This window comes from Streptomyces sp. CA-250714, from assembly GCF_050936705.1.
Lineage (GTDB): Bacteria > Actinomycetota > Actinomycetes > Streptomycetales > Streptomycetaceae > Streptomyces.
Window position 1 is genome coordinate 4,063,002 of the sequence record NZ_JBNJMI010000001.1, and the last position, 24,084, is coordinate 4,087,085.

19 protein-coding genes are annotated in these 24,084 nt (G+C 71.5%); 11 read left to right on the top strand and 8 right to left on the bottom strand.

What is annotated here, in order from left to right; translation table 11 throughout:
* Positions 1 to 113 precede the first annotated feature (113 nt).
* Both ACQEU8_RS18210 and ACQEU8_RS18215 read left to right on the top strand, forming a co-directional pair.
* Positions 114 to 1,571 carry a globin domain-containing protein gene (locus ACQEU8_RS18210; protein WP_433101830.1) on the top strand — a complete coding sequence of 486 codons (1,458 nt, stop codon included), beginning with the start codon at positions 114 to 116 and terminating at the stop codon, positions 1,569 to 1,571.
* A gap of 94 nt (positions 1,572 to 1,665) precedes the next feature.
* A complete protein-coding gene (locus ACQEU8_RS18215; protein ID WP_433101832.1) occupies positions 1,666 to 3,108 on the top strand; it encodes a pyridoxamine 5'-phosphate oxidase family protein in 1,443 nt (480 codons plus the stop codon).
* 1 nt (position 3,109) lies between these two features.
* On the opposite strand, the gene ACQEU8_RS18220 is transcribed toward ACQEU8_RS18215, so the two are convergent.
* Together ACQEU8_RS18220 and thiC are read right to left on the bottom strand one after the other, a co-directional pair.
* Positions 3,110 to 3,613, bottom strand: a complete 504-nt coding sequence (locus ACQEU8_RS18220) for an NUDIX domain-containing protein (RefSeq protein WP_433101834.1) — start codon at positions 3,611 to 3,613, stop codon at positions 3,110 to 3,112.
* Between the two features lie 270 nt (positions 3,614 to 3,883).
* Positions 3,884 to 5,686: a phosphomethylpyrimidine synthase ThiC gene (gene thiC, locus ACQEU8_RS18225; protein ID WP_433101836.1), complete on the bottom strand. Its 1,803-nt coding sequence runs from the start codon at positions 5,684 to 5,686 to the stop codon at positions 3,884 to 3,886.
* 199 nt (positions 5,687 to 5,885) lie between these two features.
* Here thiC and ACQEU8_RS18230 point away from each other — a divergent pair, with 199 nt between their 5' ends.
* Positions 5,886 to 7,364, top strand: a complete 1,479-nt coding sequence (locus tag ACQEU8_RS18230; RefSeq protein ID WP_433101838.1) for a YibE/F family protein — start codon at positions 5,886 to 5,888, stop codon at positions 7,362 to 7,364.
* 79 nt (positions 7,365 to 7,443) lie between these two features.
* Here ACQEU8_RS18230 and ACQEU8_RS18235 read toward each other — a convergent pair whose 3' ends face one another.
* Positions 7,444 to 7,662: a DUF5326 family protein gene (locus ACQEU8_RS18235; protein ID WP_433101840.1), complete on the bottom strand. Its 219-nt coding sequence runs from the start codon at positions 7,660 to 7,662 to the stop codon at positions 7,444 to 7,446.
* Between the two features lie 155 nt (positions 7,663 to 7,817).
* Positions 7,818 to 8,135 (bottom strand): cupin domain-containing protein, encoded by a 318-nt coding sequence (locus tag ACQEU8_RS18240; RefSeq protein WP_433102499.1) that lies wholly within the window; start codon positions 8,133 to 8,135, stop codon positions 7,818 to 7,820.
* A 48-nt stretch (positions 8,136 to 8,183) separates the two neighbouring features.
* Between ACQEU8_RS18240 and ACQEU8_RS18245 the strand changes: the two genes are divergently transcribed.
* The 4 genes from ACQEU8_RS18245 (at position 8,184) to ACQEU8_RS18260 (ending at position 11,267) form a co-directional block, all read left to right on the top strand.
* Positions 8,184 to 8,561, top strand: a complete 378-nt coding sequence (locus tag ACQEU8_RS18245) for a phage holin family protein (RefSeq protein ID WP_433101842.1) — start codon at positions 8,184 to 8,186, stop codon at positions 8,559 to 8,561.
* A gap of 32 nt (positions 8,562 to 8,593) precedes the next feature.
* Positions 8,594 to 9,088, top strand: a complete 495-nt coding sequence (locus ACQEU8_RS18250) for a low molecular weight protein-tyrosine-phosphatase (RefSeq protein WP_433101844.1) — start codon at positions 8,594 to 8,596, stop codon at positions 9,086 to 9,088.
* Positions 9,088 to 10,008 carry a fructosamine kinase family protein gene (locus ACQEU8_RS18255; RefSeq protein ID WP_433101846.1) on the top strand — a complete coding sequence of 307 codons (921 nt, stop codon included), beginning with the start codon at positions 9,088 to 9,090 and terminating at the stop codon, positions 10,006 to 10,008. Before ACQEU8_RS18250 ends, ACQEU8_RS18255 begins: the two co-directional genes overlap by 1 nt.
* Before the next feature lie 80 nt (positions 10,009 to 10,088).
* The gene (locus ACQEU8_RS18260; RefSeq protein ID WP_433101848.1) at positions 10,089 to 11,267 is read left to right on the top strand and encodes a cystathionine gamma-lyase; all 1,179 of its coding nucleotides are present in this window, start codon (positions 10,089 to 10,091) and stop codon (positions 11,265 to 11,267) included.
* A gap of 62 nt (positions 11,268 to 11,329) precedes the next feature.
* Here ACQEU8_RS18260 and ACQEU8_RS18265 read toward each other — a convergent pair whose 3' ends face one another.
* The 3 genes from ACQEU8_RS18265 to ACQEU8_RS18275 all read right to left on the bottom strand — a co-directional run bounded on the left by ACQEU8_RS18265 (position 11,330) and on the right by ACQEU8_RS18275 (position 15,810).
* Positions 11,330 to 12,286 (bottom strand): hypothetical protein, encoded by a 957-nt coding sequence (locus ACQEU8_RS18265; protein ID WP_433101850.1) that lies wholly within the window; start codon positions 12,284 to 12,286, stop codon positions 11,330 to 11,332.
* Positions 12,287 to 12,574: 288 nt separating this feature from the next.
* On the bottom strand, positions 12,575 to 13,759 hold the full coding sequence (locus ACQEU8_RS18270; RefSeq protein WP_433102501.1) for a metallophosphoesterase: 1,185 nt from the start codon (positions 13,757 to 13,759) through the stop codon (positions 12,575 to 12,577).
* 875 nt (positions 13,760 to 14,634) lie between these two features.
* Positions 14,635 to 15,810: a LacI family DNA-binding transcriptional regulator gene (locus ACQEU8_RS18275; RefSeq protein ID WP_433101852.1), complete on the bottom strand. Its 1,176-nt coding sequence runs from the start codon at positions 15,808 to 15,810 to the stop codon at positions 14,635 to 14,637.
* 411 nt (positions 15,811 to 16,221) lie between these two features.
* On the opposite strand from ACQEU8_RS18275, the gene hisC reads away from it, so the two are divergent.
* The 4 genes from hisC to cydD all read left to right on the top strand — a co-directional run bounded on the left by hisC (position 16,222) and on the right by cydD (position 23,712).
* A complete protein-coding gene (gene hisC, locus ACQEU8_RS18280) occupies positions 16,222 to 17,328 on the top strand; it encodes a histidinol-phosphate transaminase (RefSeq protein ID WP_433101854.1) in 1,107 nt (368 codons plus the stop codon).
* Positions 17,329 to 17,547: 219 nt separating this feature from the next.
* Positions 17,548 to 19,086 (top strand): cytochrome ubiquinol oxidase subunit I, encoded by a 1,539-nt coding sequence (locus ACQEU8_RS18285; protein ID WP_433101856.1) that lies wholly within the window; start codon positions 17,548 to 17,550, stop codon positions 19,084 to 19,086.
* A gap of 30 nt (positions 19,087 to 19,116) precedes the next feature.
* A complete protein-coding gene (gene cydB / locus ACQEU8_RS18290; RefSeq protein WP_433101858.1) occupies positions 19,117 to 20,124 on the top strand; it encodes a cytochrome d ubiquinol oxidase subunit II in 1,008 nt (335 codons plus the stop codon).
* A gap of 15 nt (positions 20,125 to 20,139) precedes the next feature.
* A complete protein-coding gene (gene cydD / locus ACQEU8_RS18295; protein WP_433101860.1) occupies positions 20,140 to 23,712 on the top strand; it encodes a thiol reductant ABC exporter subunit CydD in 3,573 nt (1,190 codons plus the stop codon).
* Here cydD and ACQEU8_RS18300 read toward each other — a convergent pair.
* A complete protein-coding gene (locus ACQEU8_RS18300) occupies positions 23,698 to 24,081 on the bottom strand; it encodes a VOC family protein (RefSeq protein ID WP_433101862.1) in 384 nt (127 codons plus the stop codon). The two genes, cydD and ACQEU8_RS18300, sit on opposite strands and share 15 nt — an antisense overlap.
* Between the last annotated feature and the right edge of the window lie 3 nt (positions 24,082 to 24,084).

Here is a 24,084-nt window from a genome sequence, read left to right on the forward strand (position 1 = left end):
CTGTAAGGACTGCAAAGGTTTCCTCGCTCGATGTTCGCAGGGGGCGGTTTACCGAAACTTTCGGAACACGGATGTGCACAGAACGTCCGGAAGAGGTACGAGGCGAGGCGAGCATGACCACCATGTCGGGCAGCGACGGTGCGTCCGCCGGTGGCAGCGGCGGACGGGGATGGTTCACCCCGGCGTCCGATGCCGCACCCGCGGAGCGCCCCGCGCCAGGCGCACTGGACGCGACACCGACCCCGCAGGGCACCACAACGGCCGCACCCGAGCCACAACCGGAACGGCAAGCGGAAGCTGAAGCGGAACCAGCACCCGAACCGGCGGCCCCCGCGCAACCGCAGGCGGCAGCCCCCGCTCAGCCGCAGCCGGCGGTCCCCCCGGCAACAGCCACGGCGGCTCCCGCCACCGCAACACCCCCGGCCGCCGAACAGCTCGTCGACTCCGAGCTGATCCGCGCTTCCATGGCCGAGCTTGAACGTTCCGCCGACGCGGCGACCGCGTACTTCTACGCGCTGCTGTTCGTCCAGTACCCGCAGTTGCGCGAGATGTTCCCGGCCGCCATGGACAACCAGCGTGACCGGCTCTTCCGCGCGCTGCTGACCGCCGTACGCCTCTACGACGACGGCAAACTGCTCACCGACTACCTCGGCAACCTGGGCCGCGGCCACCGCAAGTACGGCACCCTGCCCAGCCATTACCCGGCCGTCGGCGAGTGTCTGATGGCCGCGATCGCCCGTTATGCGCCGACCACCTGGGGCCCGCGTACCGAGGCGGCGTGGGTGCGTGCCTACACCGCGATCTCGCAGACGATGATCGACGCGGCGGCCGAGGACGAGCTCCGCGCGCCGCCCTGGTGGGACGCGGAGATCGTCTCGCACGAGCTCCGCACCCCGGAGATCGCCGTGATCACCGTCCGCCCGGACCAGCCGTACCCGTTCCGCGCCGGGCAGTACACCAGCCTGGAGACCCCCTGGTGGCCGCGGGTGTGGCGGCACTACTCGTTCGCGTCGGCGCCCCGCCCCGACGGATTGCTGACCTTCCACGTCAAGTCGGTGCCCGCCGGGTGGGTCTCCACCGCGCTGGTGCAGCGGGCCCGCCCCGGCGATGTGCTGCGGCTCGGCCCGCCCGCCGGCTCCATGGTCGTCGACCACCGCGCCGACAGCGGTCTGCTGTGCCTGGGCGGCGGCACCGGTATCGCCCCCATCAAGGCGCTGGTCGAGGACGTGGCAGGGCAGGGCAGGCCGCGTCCGGTCGAGGTCTTCTACGGCGCACGCACCAATCACGACCTCTACGACCTGGACACGATGCTGCGCCTGCGGGACCAGCACAACTGGCTGTCGGTACGCCCCGTCGTCGCGGCGGGCGGGGGACAGGCCGCGGCACAGGCGCTTGCGGGCGAGCTTCCCGACGCGGTACGCAGATACGGCCCGTGGTCCGCGTACGACGGCTATCTGTCCGGTCCGCCCGGAATGATCAGGACCGGGGTCGAGACGTTGGTCGGGCTCGGCATCCCGACCCACCGCATACGCCACGATTCCCTCGACGAACTGGTCGCGCAGGGGGCCTAGATGGTGGGGTGTTCGGATCGTGGCTGTCGAGGACCTGGCACCCGGCGCCGGTTGCGGAACGGCGCCCGGGCAGACCGGTCGAGGAAAGGGACGAGTGGCGGCGTTGAGTGACGCGAACGGATACGGCGACGGATCCGCGGGGCACATAGCGGGCACGGACCACGGCGTGGACACCGACCACGGCCCGCCGCGGCGGCTGCCCGGCAGCGACGGGGAGCACGCGCTCCAGCAGCGGATCGGTTCGGACGGCCGCGCCGGCCGGTTCTACCAGGACCAGGTGCTCGACCATCTCAACGAGCGGATGCGGGAGTTCACCCGCCAGCAGGAGATGTTCTTCCTCGCCACAGCCGACCGCCACGGCGAGTGCGACAGCAGCTTCCGCGCCGGACCGCCCGGATTTCTGCGGGTGCTGGACGAACGGACGCTGGTCTTTCCGGAGTACCGCGGCAACGGCGTGCACGCCAGCCTCGGCAACATCGAGGAGAACCCCCATGTGGGCATCCTCCTCATCGACTTCCTCCGCGCCCGGATCGGACTGCACATCAACGGCCGCGCCGAGGTGCTGGACGACGCCGAACTGCGCCCCTGGGTCCCGGACCTGCCGCAGGACCCGGTGCCCGGACGCCGGGCCGTGCTGTGGGTAAGGGTCGAGGTGGAGGAGGCGTACATCCACTGCGCCAAGCACATCCCCCACCTCCAGAAGGCCCCGCGCCGCCCCGCGCGCGAATGGGGCACCGACGACCACAAGCGCAAGGGCGGCGACTTCTTCGGCGCCGCCCGCGACGCCCGCGAGGCCCGCCGGGAGGCGGCGGCAGCCACTCGTACGGGCACGGCGGCAACGGAGGCCGTCCCGGAGCCCACTTCGGAGACCGCCGCGGCGGAGGAGGTGGCGAGCGCGCTCGGCGAGGACACGCTCACCCTCGCGGCGCCACCGTTGCCGCCCGGCCTCCCCCCGGTCCCGGGGGCCCCGCCCGCACCGGCAACCGCAGCCGCAGCCGCCGAGGCGGCCACGGGGGCACCGCACGTCCCGCCGGTCCCGGCCGCACCGCCGGTGCCCGTAGTGCCGCCCGCTCCCACCACCCCGCCCGCACCGGAGCCGGCCCACGAACCCGCATCCGAGTCCGCGCACAAGTCCGCACCCGAGCCGGCCCACGAACCCGCATCCGAGCCCGCACCCGAGCCCGCACCCGAACCCGCCGCGAACGGGCAACCGGCAGCCGCGGAGCCGGAGCCTGCCGCGGAGCTCGAACCCGCGTACGCGGCCGGGCCGCCACCGCTGCCGCGGCGACGGCATGCGGCTCCTGCCCCGTCGACCGCCGCTCCCACCCCGTCGGCCGCCGTTCCCGCCGCCTCCTCGGCGGTCTCCGCCGCCATCTCGGCGCGCTCCGGGAACGGGGAGACCGCCGAGCACGCCCGGGACATCTCCGCCTGGCGGCTGGAGGCCGAACGGGCGCTGGCCGAGGCACAGCGCCGGGGCCGCAGCACCGAGTCGGACGAATCACGTGAAACCGCCCCGTTTCAGGGCTGGTTCGGGTAGGTCAGCCCAGGTCGGACGCGAGCAGGGCCTGGACGCCCTCGACGTTGGCGGCGAGGTAGGCCCGCAGCGACGGGGGCACGACCTCAACGGAGGTGACGCCCTCCGGGGTGAAGGGCAGCCGTACGATCTCGTACTCCCCCTGTGGCTCCTCCACTTCGGGTCCATGCCGTAGGCGGGGATTGAGGGAGACGAGCCGGCACACGAAGAAGTGCTGAACCTTCACTCCACCCGGTGTCTCCGCGGGATCACTCACCGTGTCCACGAACGCGGGCACCACGTCAGTGATCTCGGCCCCCAACTCCTCCGCCACCTCACGGTGCAGGGCGTCCACCACGGTCCGGTCCACATCCGGTTCGACGCCGCCCCCCGGCGTGATCCAGTACGGCTCCTGACCGGGCTTGGTGCGCTTGATGAGGATCAGCTCCGCGTGCCCGCCCGGGCCGTCGGCGGGCGCGAGGAGGATGGCGCGGGCAGTCCGCTTGACCACGGGACGTTCGACGAACATGCAGGAGGTCTGGCCCGCAAAGCCCCGGGCCAAACCCTCCGCTTTCGTCACTGTGCGTGGTGGAAAATTAAATCTCCCGATAAGTCTATATCGATAAGTGATTGGACACTGACGCTGAGTCAACTACTCTTGTTGTCTGCGCAGCTTCGCGCGTAGAGCCGCGCAGCGCACAGAGCCGGGCGGTTCGTGGCAAGAGGGGGGAGCCACGAACCGCCCTTCCTGCTCAGCGGCGAGTGGTCACCGCGTCAACGGGCCCACCGCGCCCCGTACTCACTGCGCCAGCGGCAGATACACCCGGTTCCCCGCCTCAGCGAACTCCCGGGACTTCTCCGCCATTCCGGCCTCGACCTCCTCCAACGTGGCCCCGTGCTGCTCACGGATCTCGTGGGAGATCTTCATCGAGCAGAACTTCGGGCCGCACATGGAGCAGAAGTGCGCGGTCTTGGCCGGTTCGGCCGGGAGCGTCTCGTCGTGGAACGAGCGGGCCGTGTCCGGGTCGAGGGCCAGATTGAACTGGTCCTCCCAGCGGAACTCGAAGCGGGCGTCGGACAGCGCGTCGTCCCAGTCCTGCGCACCGGGGTGGCCCTTGGCCACGTCGGCGGCGTGCGCGGCGATCTTGTAGGTGATCACGCCCGTCTTGACGTCGTCCCGGTCCGGCAGCCCCAGGTGTTCCTTCGGGGTGACGTAGCAGAGCATCGCCGTGCCCCACCAGCCGATCATCGCGGCGCCGATGCCGCTGGTGATGTGGTCGTAGGCGGGAGCGATGTCCGTGGTGAGCGGGCCCAGCGTGTAGAACGGGGCCTCCTCGCAGACCTCCTGCTGGCGGTCGATGTTCTCCTTGATCTTGTGCATGGGCACATGCCCCGGACCCTCGATCATGGTCTGCACATCGTGCGCCTTGGCGATCCGGTTGAGCTCGCCCAGGGTGTCCAACTCGGCCATCTGCGCCGCGTCGTTGGCGTCCGCGATCGAGCCGGGGCGCAGCCCGTCGCCGAGCGAGAACGTCACGTCGTACGAGCGCAGGATCTCGCAGAGTTCGCTGAAGTGCTCGTACAGGAAGCTCTCCTGGTGGTGCGCCAGGCACCAGGCGGCCATGATCGAGCCGCCGCGCGAGACGATGCCGGTCTTGCGGCGCGCCGTCAGCGGTACGTAGCGCAGGAGTACGCCGGCGTGCACCGTCATGTAGTCGACGCCCTGCTCGCACTGTTCGATGACGGTGTCCTTGTACACCTCCCAGGACAGCTCCTCCGCCTTGCCGTCCACCTTCTCCAGCGCCTGGTACAGCGGCACCGTGCCGATGGGGACGGGGGAGTTGCGCAGCACCCACTCGCGGGTGGTGTGGATGTTGCGGCCGGTCGAGAGGTCCATGACGGTGTCGGCGCCCCACCGGGTCGCCCACGTCATCTTCTCGACCTCCTCCTCGATGGAGGAGGTGACGGCCGAGTTGCCGATGTTGGCGTTCACCTTCACCAGGAAGTTCTTCCCGATGATCATCGGCTCGGTCTCCGGGTGGTTGACGTTGGCGGGCAGTACGGCGCGGCCCGCGGCGATCTCGTCCCGGACGAACTCGGGGGTCAGGTTCTCGCGGAGCGCGACGTACTCCATCTCCGCGGTGATCTCGCCCCGCTTCGCGTACGCGAGCTGGGTGACGGCGGTGCCGTTCCGGCCCCGGCGCGGCTGGCGGGGGCGGCCGGGGAAGACCGCGTCCAGACCTGCCAGATCGGCCGCCCCGTTCCGCACCAGCCCGCCGCGGGGGCTGGTGTGCTTGATGCCGTCGTCCTCGGGCCGCAGTTCGCGGCCCGCGTACTCCTCGGTGTCCCCCCGCTGGATGATCCAGTTCTCGCGCAGCGGCGCCAGACCGCGGCGCACGTCGGTGTCGATGTTGGGGTCGGTGTACGGCCCGGACGTGTCGTAGAGCGTCACATCCGTGCCGTTGGTGAGATGCACCCGTCGGACGGGGACCCGGATGTCCGGGCGCGGTCCTTGCAGATATCCCTTGTGCGAGCCGATGGCCTGCTCGGCTGTGACGTCAGTCGCGTTTTCGGCGCGCGCGTGTGCATCCTGCGTGGTCATGAGACCCACTCCCTACGCCGGCATTACCCGGTAACAGGTTCGGCGGTCGGCGCAGCCGTTTCCGTGGTTCCTTCCACGGAGGTCAGCGCCCTCTCAGCCCCGTGCTCGGAGCTCCCGCGATGTGCAAAGGCGTCTCTACGCTAACGGCACACGGGCGGTACTGAACACCCCGCACGGTTGTTCTTGCGATGATCGGTCGGTGACCCACTCCGACGCCCCCGGCCCCGCGAACCCTCCAGGCCCCCCAACCGGCCACTCACAAGCCCCTGGCCATACGCATTCGCACGCGCACGCACATGGGCCCGCCACGCCTGTCTCCCGCCATCTGCGGAAGGTCATCGCGGCTGTGCTCGTGCCGTTCGCGGTGGCCGTGCTGACCGGGCTGGTGGTGCTGTGGCCGGGGGGCGCGCCGGGCCACAAGCACGACCACTCCGGTGTCGGCTTCGACCGGCCGACTTTCGATGCGAAAGTGACCAAGCAGGTCGAAGTGGACTGTGAGAAGGCCAACGTCCGCCAGCCGCCCGCCTCCTCGGGCGGTGGCGCCGCCCAGCCCCCCGGCGGCACACCGGGCAGCGGCGGCTCGAAGGGCCCGTGCCGCAAGGCGACGATCGAGGTCACCGAGGGCAAGGACAAGGGTCACACCTTCACCGAGGTGGTGCCCCCGGACGCCACCCGCACCTACTCGGTCGGCCAGGGCGTCGTCGTCGCGTACGCGGAAAAGGCGCCGCGCGACCTCCAGTACAGCGTCGTCGACACCAACCGCGATCTGCCGATGGTGCTGCTCGCTGGCGTCTTCGCGCTGGTGGTGGTGCTGGTGGGACGGCTGCGCGGGGTGCTGGCGCTGGTGGGCCTCGTCATCAGCTTCGCGGTGCTGACGCTGTTCATCCTGCCCGCCATATTGCAGGGTTCGAACCCGCTGGTGGTCGCGGTGGTCGGAGGCAGCGCCATCATGCTGGCCACGCTGTATCTGTGCCACGGACTCTCGGCCCGTACGTCGGTGGCGGTGCTGGGCACGCTGGTGTCGCTGCTGCTGATCGGGATGCTCGGCTCGCTGTTCATCGGCTGGGCGCAGTTGACCGGCAACACCGACGACCAGACCGGACTGGTGCACGGGCTCTATCCCGGCATCGAGATCCGCGGCCTGCTGCTGGCGGGCGTACTGATCGGCTCGCTCGGCGTGCTCGACGATGTGACGGTCACCCAGACGTCGGCCGTGTGGGAGCTCAGAGCGGCGGATCCCGGGGCCAGTTGGCGCCAGATCTACCGCTCGGCGATGCGGATCGGGCGCGATCACATCGCGTCGGTCGTCAACACCCTGGTGCTGGCCTACGCGGGCGCCGCGCTGCCGCTGCTGCTGCTCTTCTCGATCGCGCGCAGCGATGTGACCATGGTCGCCACGAGCGAGGTGGTCGCCGAGGAGATCGTCCGTACGCTCGTCGGCTCCATCGGGCTGGTCGCCTCGGTCCCGGTCACGACCCTGCTGGCCGCACTGGTGGTCTCGGCGGACCGGAACCGCCCCCGGGAGGGCGCCCCGCACGTGGGGGCTCCGGCCCCGGGCGCACCGCCCATGGGCTCGCCGCCCCTGGGGGCTCCGCCGAGCATTCCGGCCCCCTCACCTGGTGGCCCGGCGGCAACGCGCCGCCCCGCGGGCCGCGGCAGACGCCGCAAGCCGAAGTGAGGGCTCCGATTTCGCCGCGCTTCCGAAGCGGCGGAGAAGGTGAAGCGGCGGCAAGGGGGAGCGCCGCAAAGACAGCGGCTCACCAATCACTGCGGCTGGAGGCGCCGGCCTTCACTCGGCGGACAAGGTAGACCACACCGCCGACCAGGGCGACAAAAATCAGCACCTTGAACAGCAGGCCGATGAGGAAGCCGACCAGGTTGGCGATCAGTCCGCCGAAGACGACCAGCGCGATCACCGGTATGACGATCCATGTGACCCACCACGGCAGGCTGGAGAGGGTGCCTTTCGCGTCCATGACTGTGTGCTCCGTATCCGAGAGTTTTCGAAGGCTTCGTGCCCTCTGACCTCGATGCTAGGGCGGGCCGCAAGGCGACGGGGCGGTGCGGGCCCCCGTCCTCCCCTGAATCCGACCCTGAGGTGACCCTGAAGCAGGGGGGCCGGAGTCCCGCCTCAGCCCTCGGGCGGCGAGAAGACCACGAGGACGCGCAGATCCTCCGAGATGTGGTGGAACTTGTGCGTCACCCCGGCCGGTACGTAGACGACGCTGCCCCGCGCCACGTACGTCGTCTCGTCCCCGACGGTGATCGAACCGCGCCCGCTGACGACGAAGTACACCTCGTCCTGGGCGTGCGGCTGCTGTCGGTCGGCGGCGCCCGCGTCCAGCGCGTAGAGGCCGGCCGACATGTTGCGCTCGTGCAGGAACCGCAGATACGCACCGTCGTTCGCGGCGCGTTCCGCCTCCAGTTCCTCCAGCCGGAATGCCTTCACCGCTGTCCCCTCTCCCTGACCCGGCGGCCGTTCTGCCACGATCGGAGTATGAACTTCCTCATCAAGACGCTGGCCAACGCAGCAGCCCTCGCCGTGGCGACCTGGCTGCTCAGCGATATCGAGCTGACCGGCGGCTCCGGAGGTGAGAAGGCGCTGACGCTGCTCGTCGTCGCCCTGATCTTCGGCGTCGTCAACGTCGTGGTCAAGCCGATCGTGAAGCTGCTCTCGCTGCCGCTGCTGGTGATCACGCTCGGACTGTTCACGCTGGTGATCAACGCGCTGATGCTGATGCTGACCTCGTGGGTCGCGGACAAGCTGGATGTGAGCTTCCACGTGGACGGGTTCGGCGCGGCGTTCCTCGGCGGCCTGATCATCTCGATCGTCGCCTGGGCCCTGCACCTGGTCCTGGACCGGGACCGGGACTGAGCGACCGAGGGACGACGGAGGGAACGAGCCGTATGTACCGCGTCTGTTTCGTGTGTACGGGCAACATCTGCCGCTCGCCCATGGCCGAGGCCGTCTTCCGTGCGCATGTGCGCGAGGCGGGGCTGGACGGCCTGGTCGAGGTCAGCAGCGCGGGCACCGGCAGCTGGCACCTGGGGGATGCCGCCGACCCCCGGACGACGGCCGTACTGGACGCCGCGGGCTACCCGCTGCGCCACATCGCGCGACTGTTCGAGCCGGACTGGTTCGACCAGCACGATCTCGTCGTCGCGCTCGACGAGGGCCACGCCGCCGAACTGCGCTCCATGGCGCGCAACACCGCCGAGGCCGCGAAGGTGCGGCTGCTGCGCTCGTACGACCCCGAAGCCGACCCGGACGAGCTGAGCGTGCCCGACCCCTACTACGGCGGCTCGCGCGGCTTCGCGGAGTGCCTGGCCATGGTGGAGGCGGCCGTTCCGGGGCTGCTGTCGGAGGTTGGCGCCGCGCTCGAAGCGCGGGAGGCCGGCTGATGGGCGGGACACCGCCCGGGAGCCGGAACTTGGAACGGCGCATCGCCCAACTGCTGGGGTACGCCGTCGTGCGTGCCGCTCCGGTCGGCGGTGGCTCGATCTGTGACGCCTACCGGGTCTCCGGCGGCCTCGGCGGCGAGCAGGACGGGGGTCCGTTCCACACCGTCTTCGCCAAGGCGCTGGATGCCGCGCCCGCCGACTTCTTCGCCGCCGAGGCCGCCGGGCTCGCGCGGCTGCGTGCCACCGGCACCGTCCATGTGCCCGAGGTGTACGCGGCCGAGCGGGATGTGCTCGTCCTCCAGTGGGTGGAGCCGGGAGCGCCCGACCGGTCGGCCGCCGAACGGTTCGGCCGCCAGCTGGCCGCACTGCACGAGAGCCCGGCGCCGTCCTGGGGCACCCCCGGTGAGCCCTGCTACCTCGGGCCGTTGCCGCTGACCTCGCCGCCCGAGCCAGTAGCCGACCCGGCCGCCTGGCCCCGCTTCCACGCCGAGCACCGGCTGCTGCCGCTGCTGCGGGCCGCTGTGGACAGCGCCCATATCGGGCCGCGGGACGCGCGGGACGTCGAGCGGCTGTGCGACCGGCTGGACGACGAGGCCGTCGCGGGCCCGCCGCAGCCGCCCGCCGTCATCCACGGTGACCTGTGGTCCGGCAATGTGCACTGGGCGGCGGACGGCCGCGCCGTACTGATCGACCCGGCGGCGCAGGGCGGCCATCCGGAGACGGACCTGGCGATGCTTCAGCTGTTCGGCTGCCCCGAACTGCCGAGCGTCCTCGCCGCGTACGAGGAGGTACGCCCGCTCCCCGGCCGCCAGTCCCGGGTGCCGCTGCACCAGCTCCAGCATCTGCTCGTCCATGCGGTGCTCTTCGGCGGCGGTTACGGTGCCCAGAGCGGCGCCGCGGCGAGGGCTGCGCTTGGCTGAGGGCGAACGTTGTCCAGGGGCTTCGCCCTGGAACCCCTTCAGGGCTTTGCCTTTGAGACCCCGCAAGTAGGGAGGCACCCATGACCGAATCGGACGATGCGCCCCTCACCGGTTCGCGGCTGGACTATGGGCCGGCCAATGACGCGGACGCTACCCGGGTGGTGCGGGCCGGGTTGCCGGTGGAGGAGCCGTATGAGCCGCCGCTGCCCGGGCCGGTGTTCGCCGCGCATTACCACTTGCCCGGTGAGGTGGAGGGGGCGCCGTACGCGTACGGGCGGGACGCGAACCCCACCTGGTCGCGGCTGGAGAGGGCGATTGCCGAGTTGGAGGTGCCGGGGGACCCGGACGCCGAGGTGATCGCGTTCTCGTCCGGGATGGGCGCGATCTCCGCGGTGCTGTTCTCGCAGACCCGCCCTGGGCAGACGGTGGTGCTGCCCTCGGACGGCTACAACCTGCTGGCCGCGCTCCACGAGCAGCTGGAGGGCTTCGGAGTCGGGGTGCGGACGGCGCCCACGGGCGGTGACGCGCAGCTCGGCGAACTGGGCGGGGCGAGCCTGCTGTGGCTGGAGACGCCGTGCAACCCGGGGCTGGACGTATGCGACATCCGCAGGCTGGCGGACGCGGCGCACGAGCAGGGCGCACTGGTCGCGGTGGACAACACGCTGGCCACCCCGCTCGGGCAGCGCCCCCTCCTGCTGGGCGCCGACATCTCGGTGGCCAGCGGCACCAAGGCGCTGACCGGGCACGGCGATGTGCTCCTCGGCTATGTCGCCACCCGGAACCCGCAGGTCGCGGCGGCGGTACGCGACTGGCGCAAGACGGTCGGCGCGATTCCGGGGCCGATGGAGGCGTGGCTCGCGCACCGTTCGCTGGCGACGCTCGATGTCCGTACCCAGCGCCAGGCGGGGAACGCGCTCGCCGTCGCGGAGGCGCTGTCCGCGCGCCCCGAGGTGACCGACGTCCGCCACCCGGGGCTGCCGGACGACCCCGCGCATCCGCTGGCGGCCCGGCAGATGAGCCGCTACGGCTGCGTGGTCTCCTTCACCCTGCCCGACCAGGCATTCGCGAACCGGTTCCTGGCGCAGCTGCGCCTGGTGAGCGACGCCACCAGCTTCGGCGGGGTACGTTCCACGGCCGAACGCCGCGGCCGCTGGGGCGGCGACGAGGTGCCGGACGGTTTCATCCGGCTGTCGGTGGGGGTGGAGGACAGCGCGGACCTGGTGATGGACATCCGTCGCGCCCTGGACGAGGCGGGCTGAAGCACCGACCGGCCGGGGCCTGCCGGAGCAGGCTCTACCGTTCAGGCCGTCGGGGTCTTCGGTCAGGCCGTCGGGGTCTCCGGGCCGCCGTACTCGGGGCTGGAGTAGTCGGGGCTGCTGAAGCGCGGCCGGGAGTGCGTCTCCTCCTGCGTCTCGGACGAGGGGCGGCTGGAGAACCCGGGATGCGAATAGCCGAGCCGACTGCCGGGCTGCTGCGGCACATACGCCGCCGGGGCCTGTTCAGGACCGTTCGGATCGGCCAGCGCCTCGCGGAGGAACGGCACCACGCCCCGCTCCAGCAGCGCGTTCCGCCAGGCGGCGCGGGCCAGCGCCACCTCTTCCGCGAGGTTGCTGCCGCCCGGATCGGTGCCCTGCCCGCCACCGGGGGCTCTGACCGAACTGGCGCCGTTGCGCAGCGCCGTGAGCAGCAGGCCCGCCATGGCCACCAGGATCCCGGCCGCCGCGAACGCCGCGAACACCCAGCCCGCGCTACGGATCGGCCCCGCGACGGCCGGCTCGGGGGAGAGCAGCCGCAACGCGTATCCCAGCAGCAGGAAGATGACCGCGGCCGTGGCGGCCAGCACGGGAGCGAGCACCGAGACGACCGCCATCAGCCCGGCGCCTGACGCCTCCACGAGGGATTCGCCGCCCATCGCGCCCACCAGTTTCTCGCCGACGCTGCTGCCGCCGCCCTGACCCGGGCCGCGCACCTCGGCCGTGCCGTTCCCGCTTCCGGAGCCGGAACCGCCCTGCGCCGCGACGCCCGAGACGGACGGGGCGTTCTCCGGGCGGCGCAGCTCGTCCCGCAGCCGTACGAACTGCTGGTACTCGGCCTCCGCGCAGGCGGCTATCGCGGTGGCTGCGCTGAGCGCCATCGTGCGCAACTGCTCGGCGTTCAGCCGTTGGCCGATCGCCGCCAGGTCGGGGCGTCGGTGAGCGGTTCGCAGTGCCTCGTCGAGGACCCGCTCGAACTCGGGCCGGTCTTCGCGCAGCAAGTGCGGAGCGCTGTTCATGTGCATCCCCCGATGCTCCGTAGGGCCCAGGCGGCCGGTCGAGGGCGGGGCAGGTCAGCAGGCGGACAACTCGTCTCGGCAAGCCGATGGTAGAGCCGTTCCGGCGCTGCGTGACAGAGAGTTTCCAGAATTGACCCGCTACAGCGATGCCCCCCAGCCGATCACTTCTGGGAAAACACCTGCCCGGTTATCCGCGCGCGAATCAGAAGTGGTGTGGAACCTCGCTCCGCGCGCCCCCGCCGACCCGGTTCCCCGCGCCCCGGGCGCGGGTCACCGGACCGCCGGGGGCCGGGGTCACTGCACCAGCGGGAGCTGCGCGATGAGCAGCTTCCCGGCCATGGTGACGCCGCCGTCCATGGCCACGGCCAGCCCGTCGGCGTACACATGCGGGCCGGTGACGTCGGGCGCGCTCTCGCCGTCCTCGCTGTCCACCTCGCCCAGCAGATACGGGATCGGGCTGTGCCCGTGCACGATCCGCTTGCCCCCGAAGGTGTCCAGCAGTTCACGTACGGCGGCCGGACCGGCCGTCTCCTCGCGGAAGGCGAAGCGCTTGGTGAACTTACGGAACAGCTCCCAGGTCTCCTCGGCGTCGTTGCGCTGGAGGGCCTCGGTGATCGCGTCGTTGACGTCCTCGATCGTGCTGCCGTAGTCCAGGTAGCAGGTGGCGTCCGAGTGCACCAGCAGGTGGTTGTCGGCCAGCGCGATGGCGTCCAGCCGGGACATCCACTGCACATGGTGGTCCGCCAGCCGCTCCATGTCGGTGCGCTGGCCGCCGTTGAGCAGCCACGCCGCCTGGAACGAGGCCGTACCGGCGCCGGAGTTGACCGGTGTGTCCCCGAACCGCTTCGCACCGAGCAGCAGCAGTTCGTGGTTGCCCATCAGCGCCTTGCAGTACCCGCCGGCTGCCGCGGCCTCGGCGGACAGCTGCCTGACCAGATCGATGACGCCGATGCCGTCGGGGCCGCGGTCGGTGAAGTCGCCCAGGAACCACAGGCGCGCGTTGCCCGCGATCCAGTGGTTGTCCGCGTCGATGATGCCGAACCGGCGCAGCGCGGTGCGGAGTTCCTCGAGATAGCCGTGCACGTCCCCGACGACGTACAGCGGACCTTCCCCGTCGTTGCCCGCCCCGGCCGGAAGCTGCACGTCCACCATCGTCGGCTCAGGCCCCCCACCACGCGCGGCGGCCACCGCCCCCACGACCGGCAGATCCCGCGCCGTGGGCGTGTAGTCCCCGGGCAACCCGTCCCCGGTCCCGGCCGGAGCGCCCGGCCCGGGCCCGCTGGGTACGGGGCCTGCGGGTGTGGGGTCGTTCGGTACGGAGGTCTCCGGTACGGGCTCGCTCGGCGCGGGCTCGCTCAGTGCGGGGCCGCCCGGTACGGGGCTTGCAGACGCAGGACCTGCGGGCGCGGGGTCGTTCGGTACGGAGGCGTCCGGTACGGGTGCGCTCAGTGCGGGCCCGCCCGACGCGGGCGCCGGGATGGGGGGACGGAGGTCGGTGGCGCGGGGATCGGCGCGGACGGAAGCCGGTGCGCTCGGCCCTCCCGACGGCTCGGCCGACCGCGGATCGCGCCGCCCGCCCGGCTCAGCCGGCTCACCCTGCCGTACGTCGACGCCGTCGGCCGGGACCCGCGACGCAGCCGGTGCTGCTCCCGGCGCCTCGGTGCCGTGAGGAACTGCCGGGGCCTCGGGACCGCGTGGAGCCGTCGGGGCGATGTCCGGCGTCGGCCCGTGCGCTGCCGGGGTCTCCGCGGTGAGCGGGGCGGCGGGCGGAGTGGGCTGGGTGAGCGCCGCTTTGGGACTCTCCTCCGCGGCTGTCGCGGGTGGCGCGGCCGCCGCGCCGGCCTGCTGCGGGACATGGGTGCCGAGCGGCACCGGAGCGTCCTGCGCCGCCGCCGACAGCGCCGGCGCGGAGCCCGCGCCGTGCGTTGTCGACCCGCCGTGCCATACGTCGGGTCCCTGACCGGCCCCCTGAGTCATCGACCCCTCCACCATCGCGCCGCCGCCGTGCACCGCAGGACCTCCCCCTTCCATGGGGCCCCAGTCGCTGGTCTATCGGCCGGGGTGCCGCCCCAGGTCGGGAGCTGGTCCCGGTGTCGTCCTCCCCCGGCCTACGGCCGGTGGTGCCCCCAATCATAGGAACGCTGGTCGCGGCTTGTGACGCACCTGGGGGCGCGCATTTGGCGAGGTGGCCCGACCCGACGGGAATTCCTCCTGAATTCTCCGCTGACGTACCCTACGGAATTCGTGGCAGGGGATTCGCGCGGCCACGCCACGCCGACGCGACCGGCCGCCGACAGCTCCGCCCCGGCCCGACCTCGACCGTTCCGCCGGTCCTGGCCGGCGGTTCCTGGCCCTCATTCGGTCGTCGGGGCGCGCGGCGCACTGACCGTCGAGCGGGCGCTGCCGCGCTGGGAGGACGTGCGCACGATCAGCTCGGTCGGCATCACCCGCTGGACGGGGCGGGCCGGGGCCAGCCCCTCGATGGCGTCGATCAGCAGCTGGATGACCGCGTTGCCGATACGTCCCGGCTTAAGCGACAGCGTGGTGATGGGCGGCGCCGTCGTGGCGTAGGCGGGGGACTCGCTGCAGCACACCAGCAGCAGATCCTCCGGCACCCGCAGTCCGTAGCGGCGCGCTGCGGCCAGCAGGTCGGTGCCGTTGGGGTCGAAGAGCCCGTACACCGCGTCGGGGCGGTCGGGTCTGGCGAGCAGCCGGTCGGCGGCGACGGCTCCCGCGCACGGGTCGTGCGCCGGGTAGCGCTCGTAGACGGGTTCCTGGCCCACTCGCTCGCACCAGTCCAGATACGCGGTGGTCGAGAGCCGGGTGTAGGTGTCGGTGCTGGTGCCGGTCAGCAGCCCGATACGGCGGGCTCCGGATTCGGCGAGGTGGTCGAGGATGCCGCGGACCGCCGCCTCGTGGTCGTTGTCCACCCATGCGGCCACCGGCAGCGAGTCGCTGGGGCGTCCGTCGGAGACCACGGGCAGCCCGGAGCGCAGCAGTTCGCTGACGATCGGATCCTGCGCCGAGGGGTCGACGACGACGGTGCCGTCCAGCGCGACGTTCGACCACACGTCGGGACCGCCGCCGCCCGCGGGCCCGCGCCGGGCCGGTGCGGGCAGGATGACCAGCGCGTAGCCGCGGTCGAGTGCGGCCGAGGTGGCGGCTCTGGCCATCTCGGCGAAGTAGGCGAACTCCGTGAAGGTGAACGGTTCTTCGCCATAGGTCGTCACTGTGAGGCCGATCAGCCCCGACTTTCCCGTGCGCAGCGTCCGTGCGGCGGCCGACGGGCGGTAGCCCAGCCGCTCGGCGACCTCGCGGACGTGGCTGCGCGTCGCGTCCGGGAGGCGGCCCTTTCCATTGAGGGCGTCGGAGACAGTCGTGATGGAGACACCGGCTGCGGCGGCGACATCTCTGATGCCCGCCCGTCCGTTCAGCCGGGCCCCGCCGCGCGGCGGAGGGCACCTCCCGGCCACGGGCGAGGGGACGGAGGCCGATGTCCGACCCGCCTGATGCTTCTCTGCTGCTGTCATGGCGAGCCGATCGTAGGCCCGGTTCAGGCTGACGGCGTGGACCGTTCGAGGGCGGTGTGGAGGCACGATTCTGCATGAGCCACTCTCGCCGACGACCATGGAAACCCCAGCTCGGAACGGGTGGATCCGGTCGTGGAGACGGGCTGTGCCGGTGTGCGGGCGAGGTTGCGAACCGGTCTCAACTCACCTTCATGAGGGATGCGCGCCACCGCGCCCGCCACAGGCGCGCGTGGCCTATCCGCGCACGCAGGCGTACGCACGGGAGGGAGCGGCCGTATACGTGCTCCGGGGAGGGCCGCTCCGTCCCGGAGCCGCTCAGCCCCTACGCCGCGCGGGTGAATCCTCATAGGGTGAAGAGCATTGGCGCTTGACGCCGGAGGTCTCGAGGGTGACGACGGAGGAGGAGCAGCGGTGAGTGACAAGAGCGAGCGGAGTGCGGGCGGGCCCCGGCTGCGCGAGGCGCTGGAGGGCATTCCCAGCTACAAGCCGGGGCGTCCGGCAGCCGCCGGCGGCCCCGTCTCCTACAAGCTGTCCTCGAACGAGAACCCCTACCCGCCGCTGCCCGGGGTGCTGGAGTCGGTGACGTCTGCCGCGTCGTCCTTCAACCGCTACCCCGACATGGCCTGCACCGGGCTGTACGCGGAGCTGGCCGAGCGGTTCGGGGTGCCCGTCTCGCATCTGGCGACCGGCACCGGCTCGGTCGGCGTTGCCCAGCAGCTCCTCCAGGCCACGGCCGGTCCCGGCGACGAGGTGATCTACGCCTGGCGCTCCTTCGAGGCGTACCCGATCATCACCCAGATCTCCGGTGCCGCCTCGGTGCGGGTGCCGCTGACCGGGGGCGCGGAACAGGAGGCGCACGACCTGGACGCGATGGCGGACGCGATCACCGAGCGCACCCGCCTCGTCTTCGTCTGCAACCCCAACAATCCGACGGGCGCCGCCATCTCCGGCGCCGACCTGGAGCGCTTCCTGGACCGGGTCCCGGGCGATGTGCTGGTGGTGCTGGACGAGGCGTACCGCGAGTTCGTCCGGGACGAGCAGGTGGTCGACGGGCTGGAGCTCTACCGCGACCGGCCGAACGTGTGCGTGCTGAGGACGTTCTCGAAGGCGTACGGACTGGCCGGGCTGCGGGTCGGCTTCGCGGTCGCGCATGAACCGGTGGCTGCCGCGCTGCGGAAGACGGCCGTGCCCTTCGGTGTGAGCCAGCTCGCACAGGAGGCTGCCATTGCCTCGCTGCGCAGCGAGGACGCACTGCTGGAGCGGGTCGAGGCGCTTGTGAAAGAGCGCACACGAGTGCTCGCGGAGCTGCGGGGACAGGGCTGGACAGTGGCCGAGTCGCAGGCCAACTTCGTCTGGCTGCGGCTGGGAGAGCGCACCGCCGCCTTTGCGGAGCGCGCTGAGGAGGCCGGCGTCACGGTGCGGCCGTTCCCCGGCGAGGGCGTGCGGGTCACGGTGGGCGAGACCGCGGCGAATGACATCTTTTTGCAGGTCGCGGCGGCTTTCCAGAAGGAGCTGTAGCGCTTTTCCGGTGTGGGCGGGCGGCCCCTTTGGGCGGGCGTTCCCCTTGAGCGGGCGGTCCCCCTTGGGCGGGTGTCCCCTCGCGGAGCGCCCGCCCACGCCGGACGGACGGCATAGGCACCCCCCGCTCGCATGTCCGAATTGGCCGCGTCGTACGCTAGGTCTTGTGAATGTGAACTCATTCACGAAGTCCTGCCGCGCTGTGAGGGAGAGAGCGACGTGACAGACCTTGCGTTGGCGCCGGAGACACTGGCGCGCTGGCAGTTCGGCATCACGACCGTCTACCACTTCCTCTTCGTCCCCCTCACCATCTCGCTGGCCACCCTCACCGCGGTGCTCCAGACGGCGTGGGTGCGGACGAACAAGGAGAAGTACCTCAAGGCCACCCGGTTCTGGGGCAAGCTCTTCCTGATCAACATCGCCATGGGCGTGGTCACCGGCATCGTGCAGGAGTTCCAGTTCGGGATGAACTGGTCCGCCTACTCCCGCTTCGTCGGCGACGTCTTCGGCGCCCCGCTCGCCTTCGAGGCGCTGATCGCGTTCTTCATGGAGTCGACGTTCATCGGGCTGTGGATCTTCGGCCGCGACAAGCTGCCGAAGAAGCTGCACCTGGCGACGATCTGGCTGGTGGCGTTCGGCACCGTCGCCTCGGCGTACTTCATCCTGGCCGCGAACTCGTGGATGCAGCACCCGGTCGGCTACCGCCTCAACGAGAAGACCGGCCGCGCCGAGATGACTGATTTCTTCGGCATCCTGTTCCAGAACACCGCGCTGGCGCAGTTCTTCCACACCATGACCGCCGCCTTCCTCACCGGCGGCGCGTTCATGGTCGGCATCGCCGCGTACCACCTGCTGCGCAAGAAGCACATAGCCGTGATGCGCAGCTCGCTGCGGCTCGGGCTGGTCACGCTGGTGGCCGCCGGGTTGCTCACCGTGGTCAGCGGCGACCGGCTCGGCAAGATCATGTACGAGCAGCAGCCGATGAAGATGGCCTCCGCTGAGGCGCTGTGGGAGACCCAGGCCCCGGCTCCGTTCTCCGTCTTCTCCTACGGGGATGTCGACGAGGGCCACAACAAGGTCGCCATCGAGATCCCCGGCGTGCTCTCCTTCCTCGCGCACGACAACTTCCACGAGGCCGTCCCCGGCATCAACGACACCAACGCGCACCTGAAGAAGAAGTTCAAGGACAGTGTGGGCCTGGACGACTACCGGCCCAACATCCCCGTCGCCTACTGGTCGTTCCGCTGGATGATCGGCTTCGGGATGGCCTCGTTCACCCTCGGCGTCGTCGGCCTCTATCTCACCCGCCGCAGGTTCTGGCTGGCCGAGCGGCTGCGTACCGGTGAGGACGAGCTGCCGCGGCTCGCCCTCACCAGGAACCGGGAGCTGAACCCGCGGCTGGGCACCTGGTACTGGCGGCTGTCCGTGCTCACCCTCGGCTTCCCGCTGATCGCCAACGCCTGGGGCTGGATCTTCACCGAGACGGGTCGGCAGCCCTGGGTCGTCTACGGCGTACTGCCCACCGCCTCCGCCGTCTCCCCCAGCGTCTCCCAGGGCGAGGTCCTCACCTCGCTGATCGCCTTCACGACGCTGTACGCGCTGCTCGCCGTGATCGAGGTGCGGCTGCTGGTCAAGTACGTCAAGGCCGGTCCGCCCGAGCTGACCGAGGCCGACCTCAACCCGCCCACCCGGATCGGCGGCGGCCCCGCGGGTGCCGACGCCGACTCCGAAGACCGGCCCATGGCCTTCTCGTACTGAGCTCGTACTGACAGACAGGGGCGCTGAGCTATGCAACTCCATGACGTCTGGTTCGTCGTCATCGCCGTCCTGTGGATCGGCTACTTCTTCCTGGAGGGCTTCGACTTCGGGGTCGGCATCCTCACCAAGCTGCTGGCCCGCGACCGGGCCGAGCGGCGGGTACTGATCAACACCATCGGGCCCGTCTGGGACGGCAACGAGGTGTGGCTGCTCACCGCGGGCGGCGCCACCTTCGCCGCCTTTCCCGAGTGGTACGCCACGCTCTTCTCCGGCTTCTACCTGCCGCTGCTGGTCATCCTGCTCTGCCTGATCGTGCGCGGCGTCGCCTTCGAGTACCGCGCCAAGCGGCCGGAGGAGTACTGGCAGCGCAACTGGGAGCACGCGATCTTCTGGACCTCGCTGATCACCGCGTTCCTGTGGGGTGTCGCGTTCGCCAACATCGTGCGGGGCGTGCGGATCGACGCGGACATGGAGTACGTGGGTAACCTGGCCGACCTGTTCAACCCGTACGCCCTGCTGGGCGGGCTGGTCACGCTGACCCTCTTCACCTTCCACGGCGCCGTCTTCACCGCGCTCAAGACCGTCGGCGACATCCGGACGCGGGCGCGGCGGACGGCCACCGGGGTGGGTGCCGCCGCCGGGGTGCTCGCCGTGATCTTCCTGCTGTGGACGCAGGCAGAGCGGGGCGACAGCGCTTCGCTGGTGGCCCTGCTGGTCGCGGCGTTCGCGCTGGTGGCAGCGCTGGGCACCAACCTCGCGGGCCGCGAGGGCTGGTCGTTCAGCTTCTCCGGGCTGGCCATCGTGGCGGCCGTGGCGATGCTGTTCCTCTCGCTCTTCCCCGACGTCATGCCCTCGACGCTGAACGAGGAGTGGAGCCTGACCGTCACCAACGCGGCCTCCACCCCGTACACGCTGAAGATCATGACCTGGTGCGCGGCCATTGCCACCCCCATCGTGCTGCTCTACCAGGGCTGGACGTACTGGGTGTTCCGCAAGCGCATCGGCACCCAGCACCTGGCACCGTCCGGCGGACACTGAGGGAGGCGGGTCGTCATGAAGCCCGTCGATCCACGGCTGCTGCACCACGCCCGTGCCACACGCGTGTTCCTCCTCGCGTCCGTGGCCCTCGGGCTGGCCGGCGCCGGACTCGTCGTCGCCCAGGCCGTGCTGCTCGCGGACGTGATCGTCGGCGCCTTCCGGCACGGCGAGTTCGAGCGCGGCGCGCTGCTGATGCTGGCCGCCGTCTCGCTCGCCCGGGGCCTGGTCTCCTGGCTGACCGAACTCGCCGCGCACCGGTCGGGCGCAGCCGTCAAGTCCCAGCTGCGGGTCCGGCTGCTGGAGCGGGCCACGGCGCTGGGGCCCGGCTTCCTCACCACGCAGCGCACCGGCGAGCTGACGGCCCTCGCCACCCGGGGCATCGACGCACTCGACGACTACTTCGCCCGCTACCTGCCCCAGCTGGGACTCGCGGTCGTGGTGCCCGTCGCCGTACTGGCCCGGATCGTCACCGCCGACTGGATCTCGGCGGCCATCATCGTCGTCACCCTGCCGCTGATCCCGCTCTTCATGGCGCTCATCGGCTGGGCGACCCAGTCCCGGATGGACCGCCAGTGGAAGCTGCTCGCCCGGCTTTCCGGGCACTTCCTCGACGTCGTCGCCGGGCTGCCGACGCTGAAGGTGTTCGGCCGCGCCAAGGCGCAGGCCGACAACATCCGCACCATCACCGGCGACTACCGCCGCGCCACCCTGCGCACCCTGCGGCTGGCGTTCCTGTCGTCGTTCGCGCTGGAGCTGCTGGCGACGATTTCGGTGGCCATCGTCGCGGTGAGCATCGGAACCCGGCTGGTGCACGGAGAGCTGGACCTGCACACCGGGCTCATGGTGCTGATCCTTGCTCCCGAGGCGTATCTGCCGCTGCGGCAGGTGGGCACCCACTACCACGCCGCGGCCGAGGGGCTCGCCGCCGCCGAGTCCGTCTTCGAGGTCCTGGAGCGCCCGGTGCCGGCGCACGGTTCGGACCGGGTGGACGTACGGGAGGCCGCGCTGACGCTGGAGGGGGTCGCCGTACGGCACGAGGGGCGTGCGGGCTACTCGCTGGCGCCGACGGACCTGGTCGTACGCCCCGGTGAAACGGTGGCCCTCACCGGCCCCTCCGGTGGCGGCAAGTCCACTTTGCTGTCGGTGCTGTTGGGCTTCACGCCTCCGACGGAGGGCCGGGTGCTGGTGGGAGGGGTTCGGCTCGACTCGCTGGACCTCGCCGACTGGCACGAGCAGGTCGCCTGGGTGCCCCAGCATCCGTACCTCTTCGCGGGGACGGTCGCGGAGAACGTGCGGCTGGCGCGGCCCGACGCGGATGAGGGAGCCGTCCGTCGCGCGCTCGCCGACGCGGGGGCGCCGGATCTCGACCTGGCGCTGGAGTTGGGGGAGTCGGGTGCGGGTCTGTCCGCGGGCCAACGCCGCCGCGTTGCTCTGGCGAGGGCCTTCCTCGCGGACCGGCCCCTCGTTCTGCTGGATGAGCCGACGGCCGCGTTGGACGGTGCGACGGAGGCGGCTGTCCTGACTGCCGTACGCCGTCTCACCAGGTCCAAGACGGTGGTCCTGGTCACCCACCGACCGGCACTGCTGGCCGCGGCTGACAGGGTGCTGGAGCTTTCCCCAATCCCGCCCCTTCCCGAAATCGGGGGGCAAGCCCCCCGAACCCCCCACCGGGGCTCGGCCCCGGCCCCCGCGCAGTCCCCAAACGCCTTGGGGCAGGCTGCCGCCAGAGGCGGCAGGGTGGGCCAAGGCGGCGCGCACACGCCAACCGGCCTGCAGCACGACGCTGCCGTGGGCGCCGCCACGGCGCAGGGCCCTCTCGTTCGGGTGCGGGGCAACGCGCGCGGGCTGGGCCGCAAGTTCGCCCTCGCACTCACACTGGGGGCCCTCGCGCTGGCCAGCGCGGTGGGGCTGATGGCCACATCAGGCTGGCTCATCTCGCGGGCCGCCCAACAGCCCCCGATCCTCTACCTCATGGTCGCGGTCACAGCGACCCGAGCGTTCGGCATCGGCCGCGCCGTCTTCCGCTACGCGGAACGCCTCGTCTCCCACGACGCCGCCCTCCGTGTCCTCGCGGCCCTCCGCGTCACCGTTTACCAGCGCCTGGAACGCCTCGCCCCGGCGGGCCTGAAGCGCAAGGCACGTGGCGACCTGCTCACCCGCCTGGTCGCCGATGTGGACGCCCTCCAGGACTACTTCCTGCGCTGGCTGCTCCCGGCCACCGTCGCCGGAACGGTCGGCGTGGCGGCCGTCGCCTTCACCACCTGGCTGCTCCCCGCCGCCGGCGCGGCCCTCGCCGCGGGCTTGGTGGTGGCGGGCGTTGCCGTACCGGCCCTCACGGCCGCGCTCTCCCGCCGTACGGAGCGCCGCCTGGCCCCCGCGCGGGCCGAGCTCGCGGTCCGTACGGTCGACCTGCTGACCGGCACCGCATCCGGCGAACTCCCGGTCACCGGCGCCCTCCCCGCCCGCCGCGCCGCGGCGACCGCTGCCGACGCGGCGCTCACCCGCCTCGCGGCGCGCTCCGCGTCCCGTACGGCGCTGGCGTCAGGGCTGAGCACCCTGGCCGCCGGGCTGACGGTCACGGCGGCAGCATGGGTGGGCGCGCGGGCCGCCACGGACGGCGCGCTCGACGGGCTCCTCCTGGCCACCGTCGTCCTCACGCCCCTCGCCACGTTCGAGGTGGTGACCCCGCTCCCGCAGGCGGTGCAGTTCCGGCAGCGGGTGCGGCGCTCGGCGGAACGGGTGTACGAGGTGCTGGACGCGCCCGCGCCCGTACGGGAGCCGGAGCACCCGGAGCCGCTGCCGGCGGACCCGTTCCCGGTCCGTATCCGCAGACTGACCGTTCGGTATGTGGATGCCGCCCCCGAGGCGCCGCCCGCCCTCTCCGGCCTTGATCTCGATCTGACGCCGGGCCGCCGGGTGGCCGTCGTCGGAGCGTCGGGCTCCGGCAAAACGACGCTCGCCAACGCGCTGCTCCGCTTCGTGGACCCGGCGGCGGGCTCCTACACCTTCGGCGCGGCCCCCGCCGTCTCCGCGCTCGCCGCCGACCCGGACGCCGTACGACGGCAGGTCGGCCTCTGCGCGCAGGACGCCCATCTGTTCGACAGCTCGCTGCGGGAGAACCTGCGGCTGGCCAAGCCGTCCGCGAGCGAGTCCGAACTGCACGCTGCGCTCGCCGCCGCCCGCCTCGACGACTGGGTGGCGACCCTCCCGGACGGCCTGGAAACCCTCGTCGGCGAGCACGGCGCCAAGCTCTCCGGCGGCCAGCGCCAGCGCCTCGCACTGGCCCGCGCGCTCCTCGCGGACTTCCCCGTCCTCGTCCTGGACGAGCCCGCCGAACACCTCGACCTGCCCACCGCCGATGCCCTGACCGCCGATCTGCTGACAGCCACGGAGGGCCGCACCACCGTACTGATCACCCACCGCCTCCAGGGCCTCGCCGCCGTGGACGAGATCATCGTCCTGGCCGAAGGCCACCCGGTCGAACGCGGCACCTACGACCAACTCGCCTACGCCGACGGCCCGTTCGCAGCAATGCTGGCGCGTGAACGGGAAGCCGCGGGCGCCACCACGCCCCTACCCGCCGGCTGAAGCGCGCTCCGCCGCGCTCCGTTCGACGCAGAACTCGTTCCCCTCCGGATCGGCGAGCGTCACCCACCCCTTGCCGTCGGACGTACGGTGATCACCGACGACCGTGGCCCCCAACGCCAGAATCCGCTCCACCTCCTCATCCCGCGTACGGTCCTGCGGCTGGAGATCGATGTGCACCCGGTTCTTGACGCTCTTCGCCTCCTCGACACTGACGAACAACAGCGCCGAGCCGGGAGCCTCCACCAGCGCTTCGGGATCGCCCGGCTGGTCATCATCGGAGAGGCTTCCGTCCAACACGGCAGCCCAGAACTGCCCGAGGCGGTATGCGTCATGGCAGTCAATTGTGAGGTGGCGCACGAGAGAAGACATGGC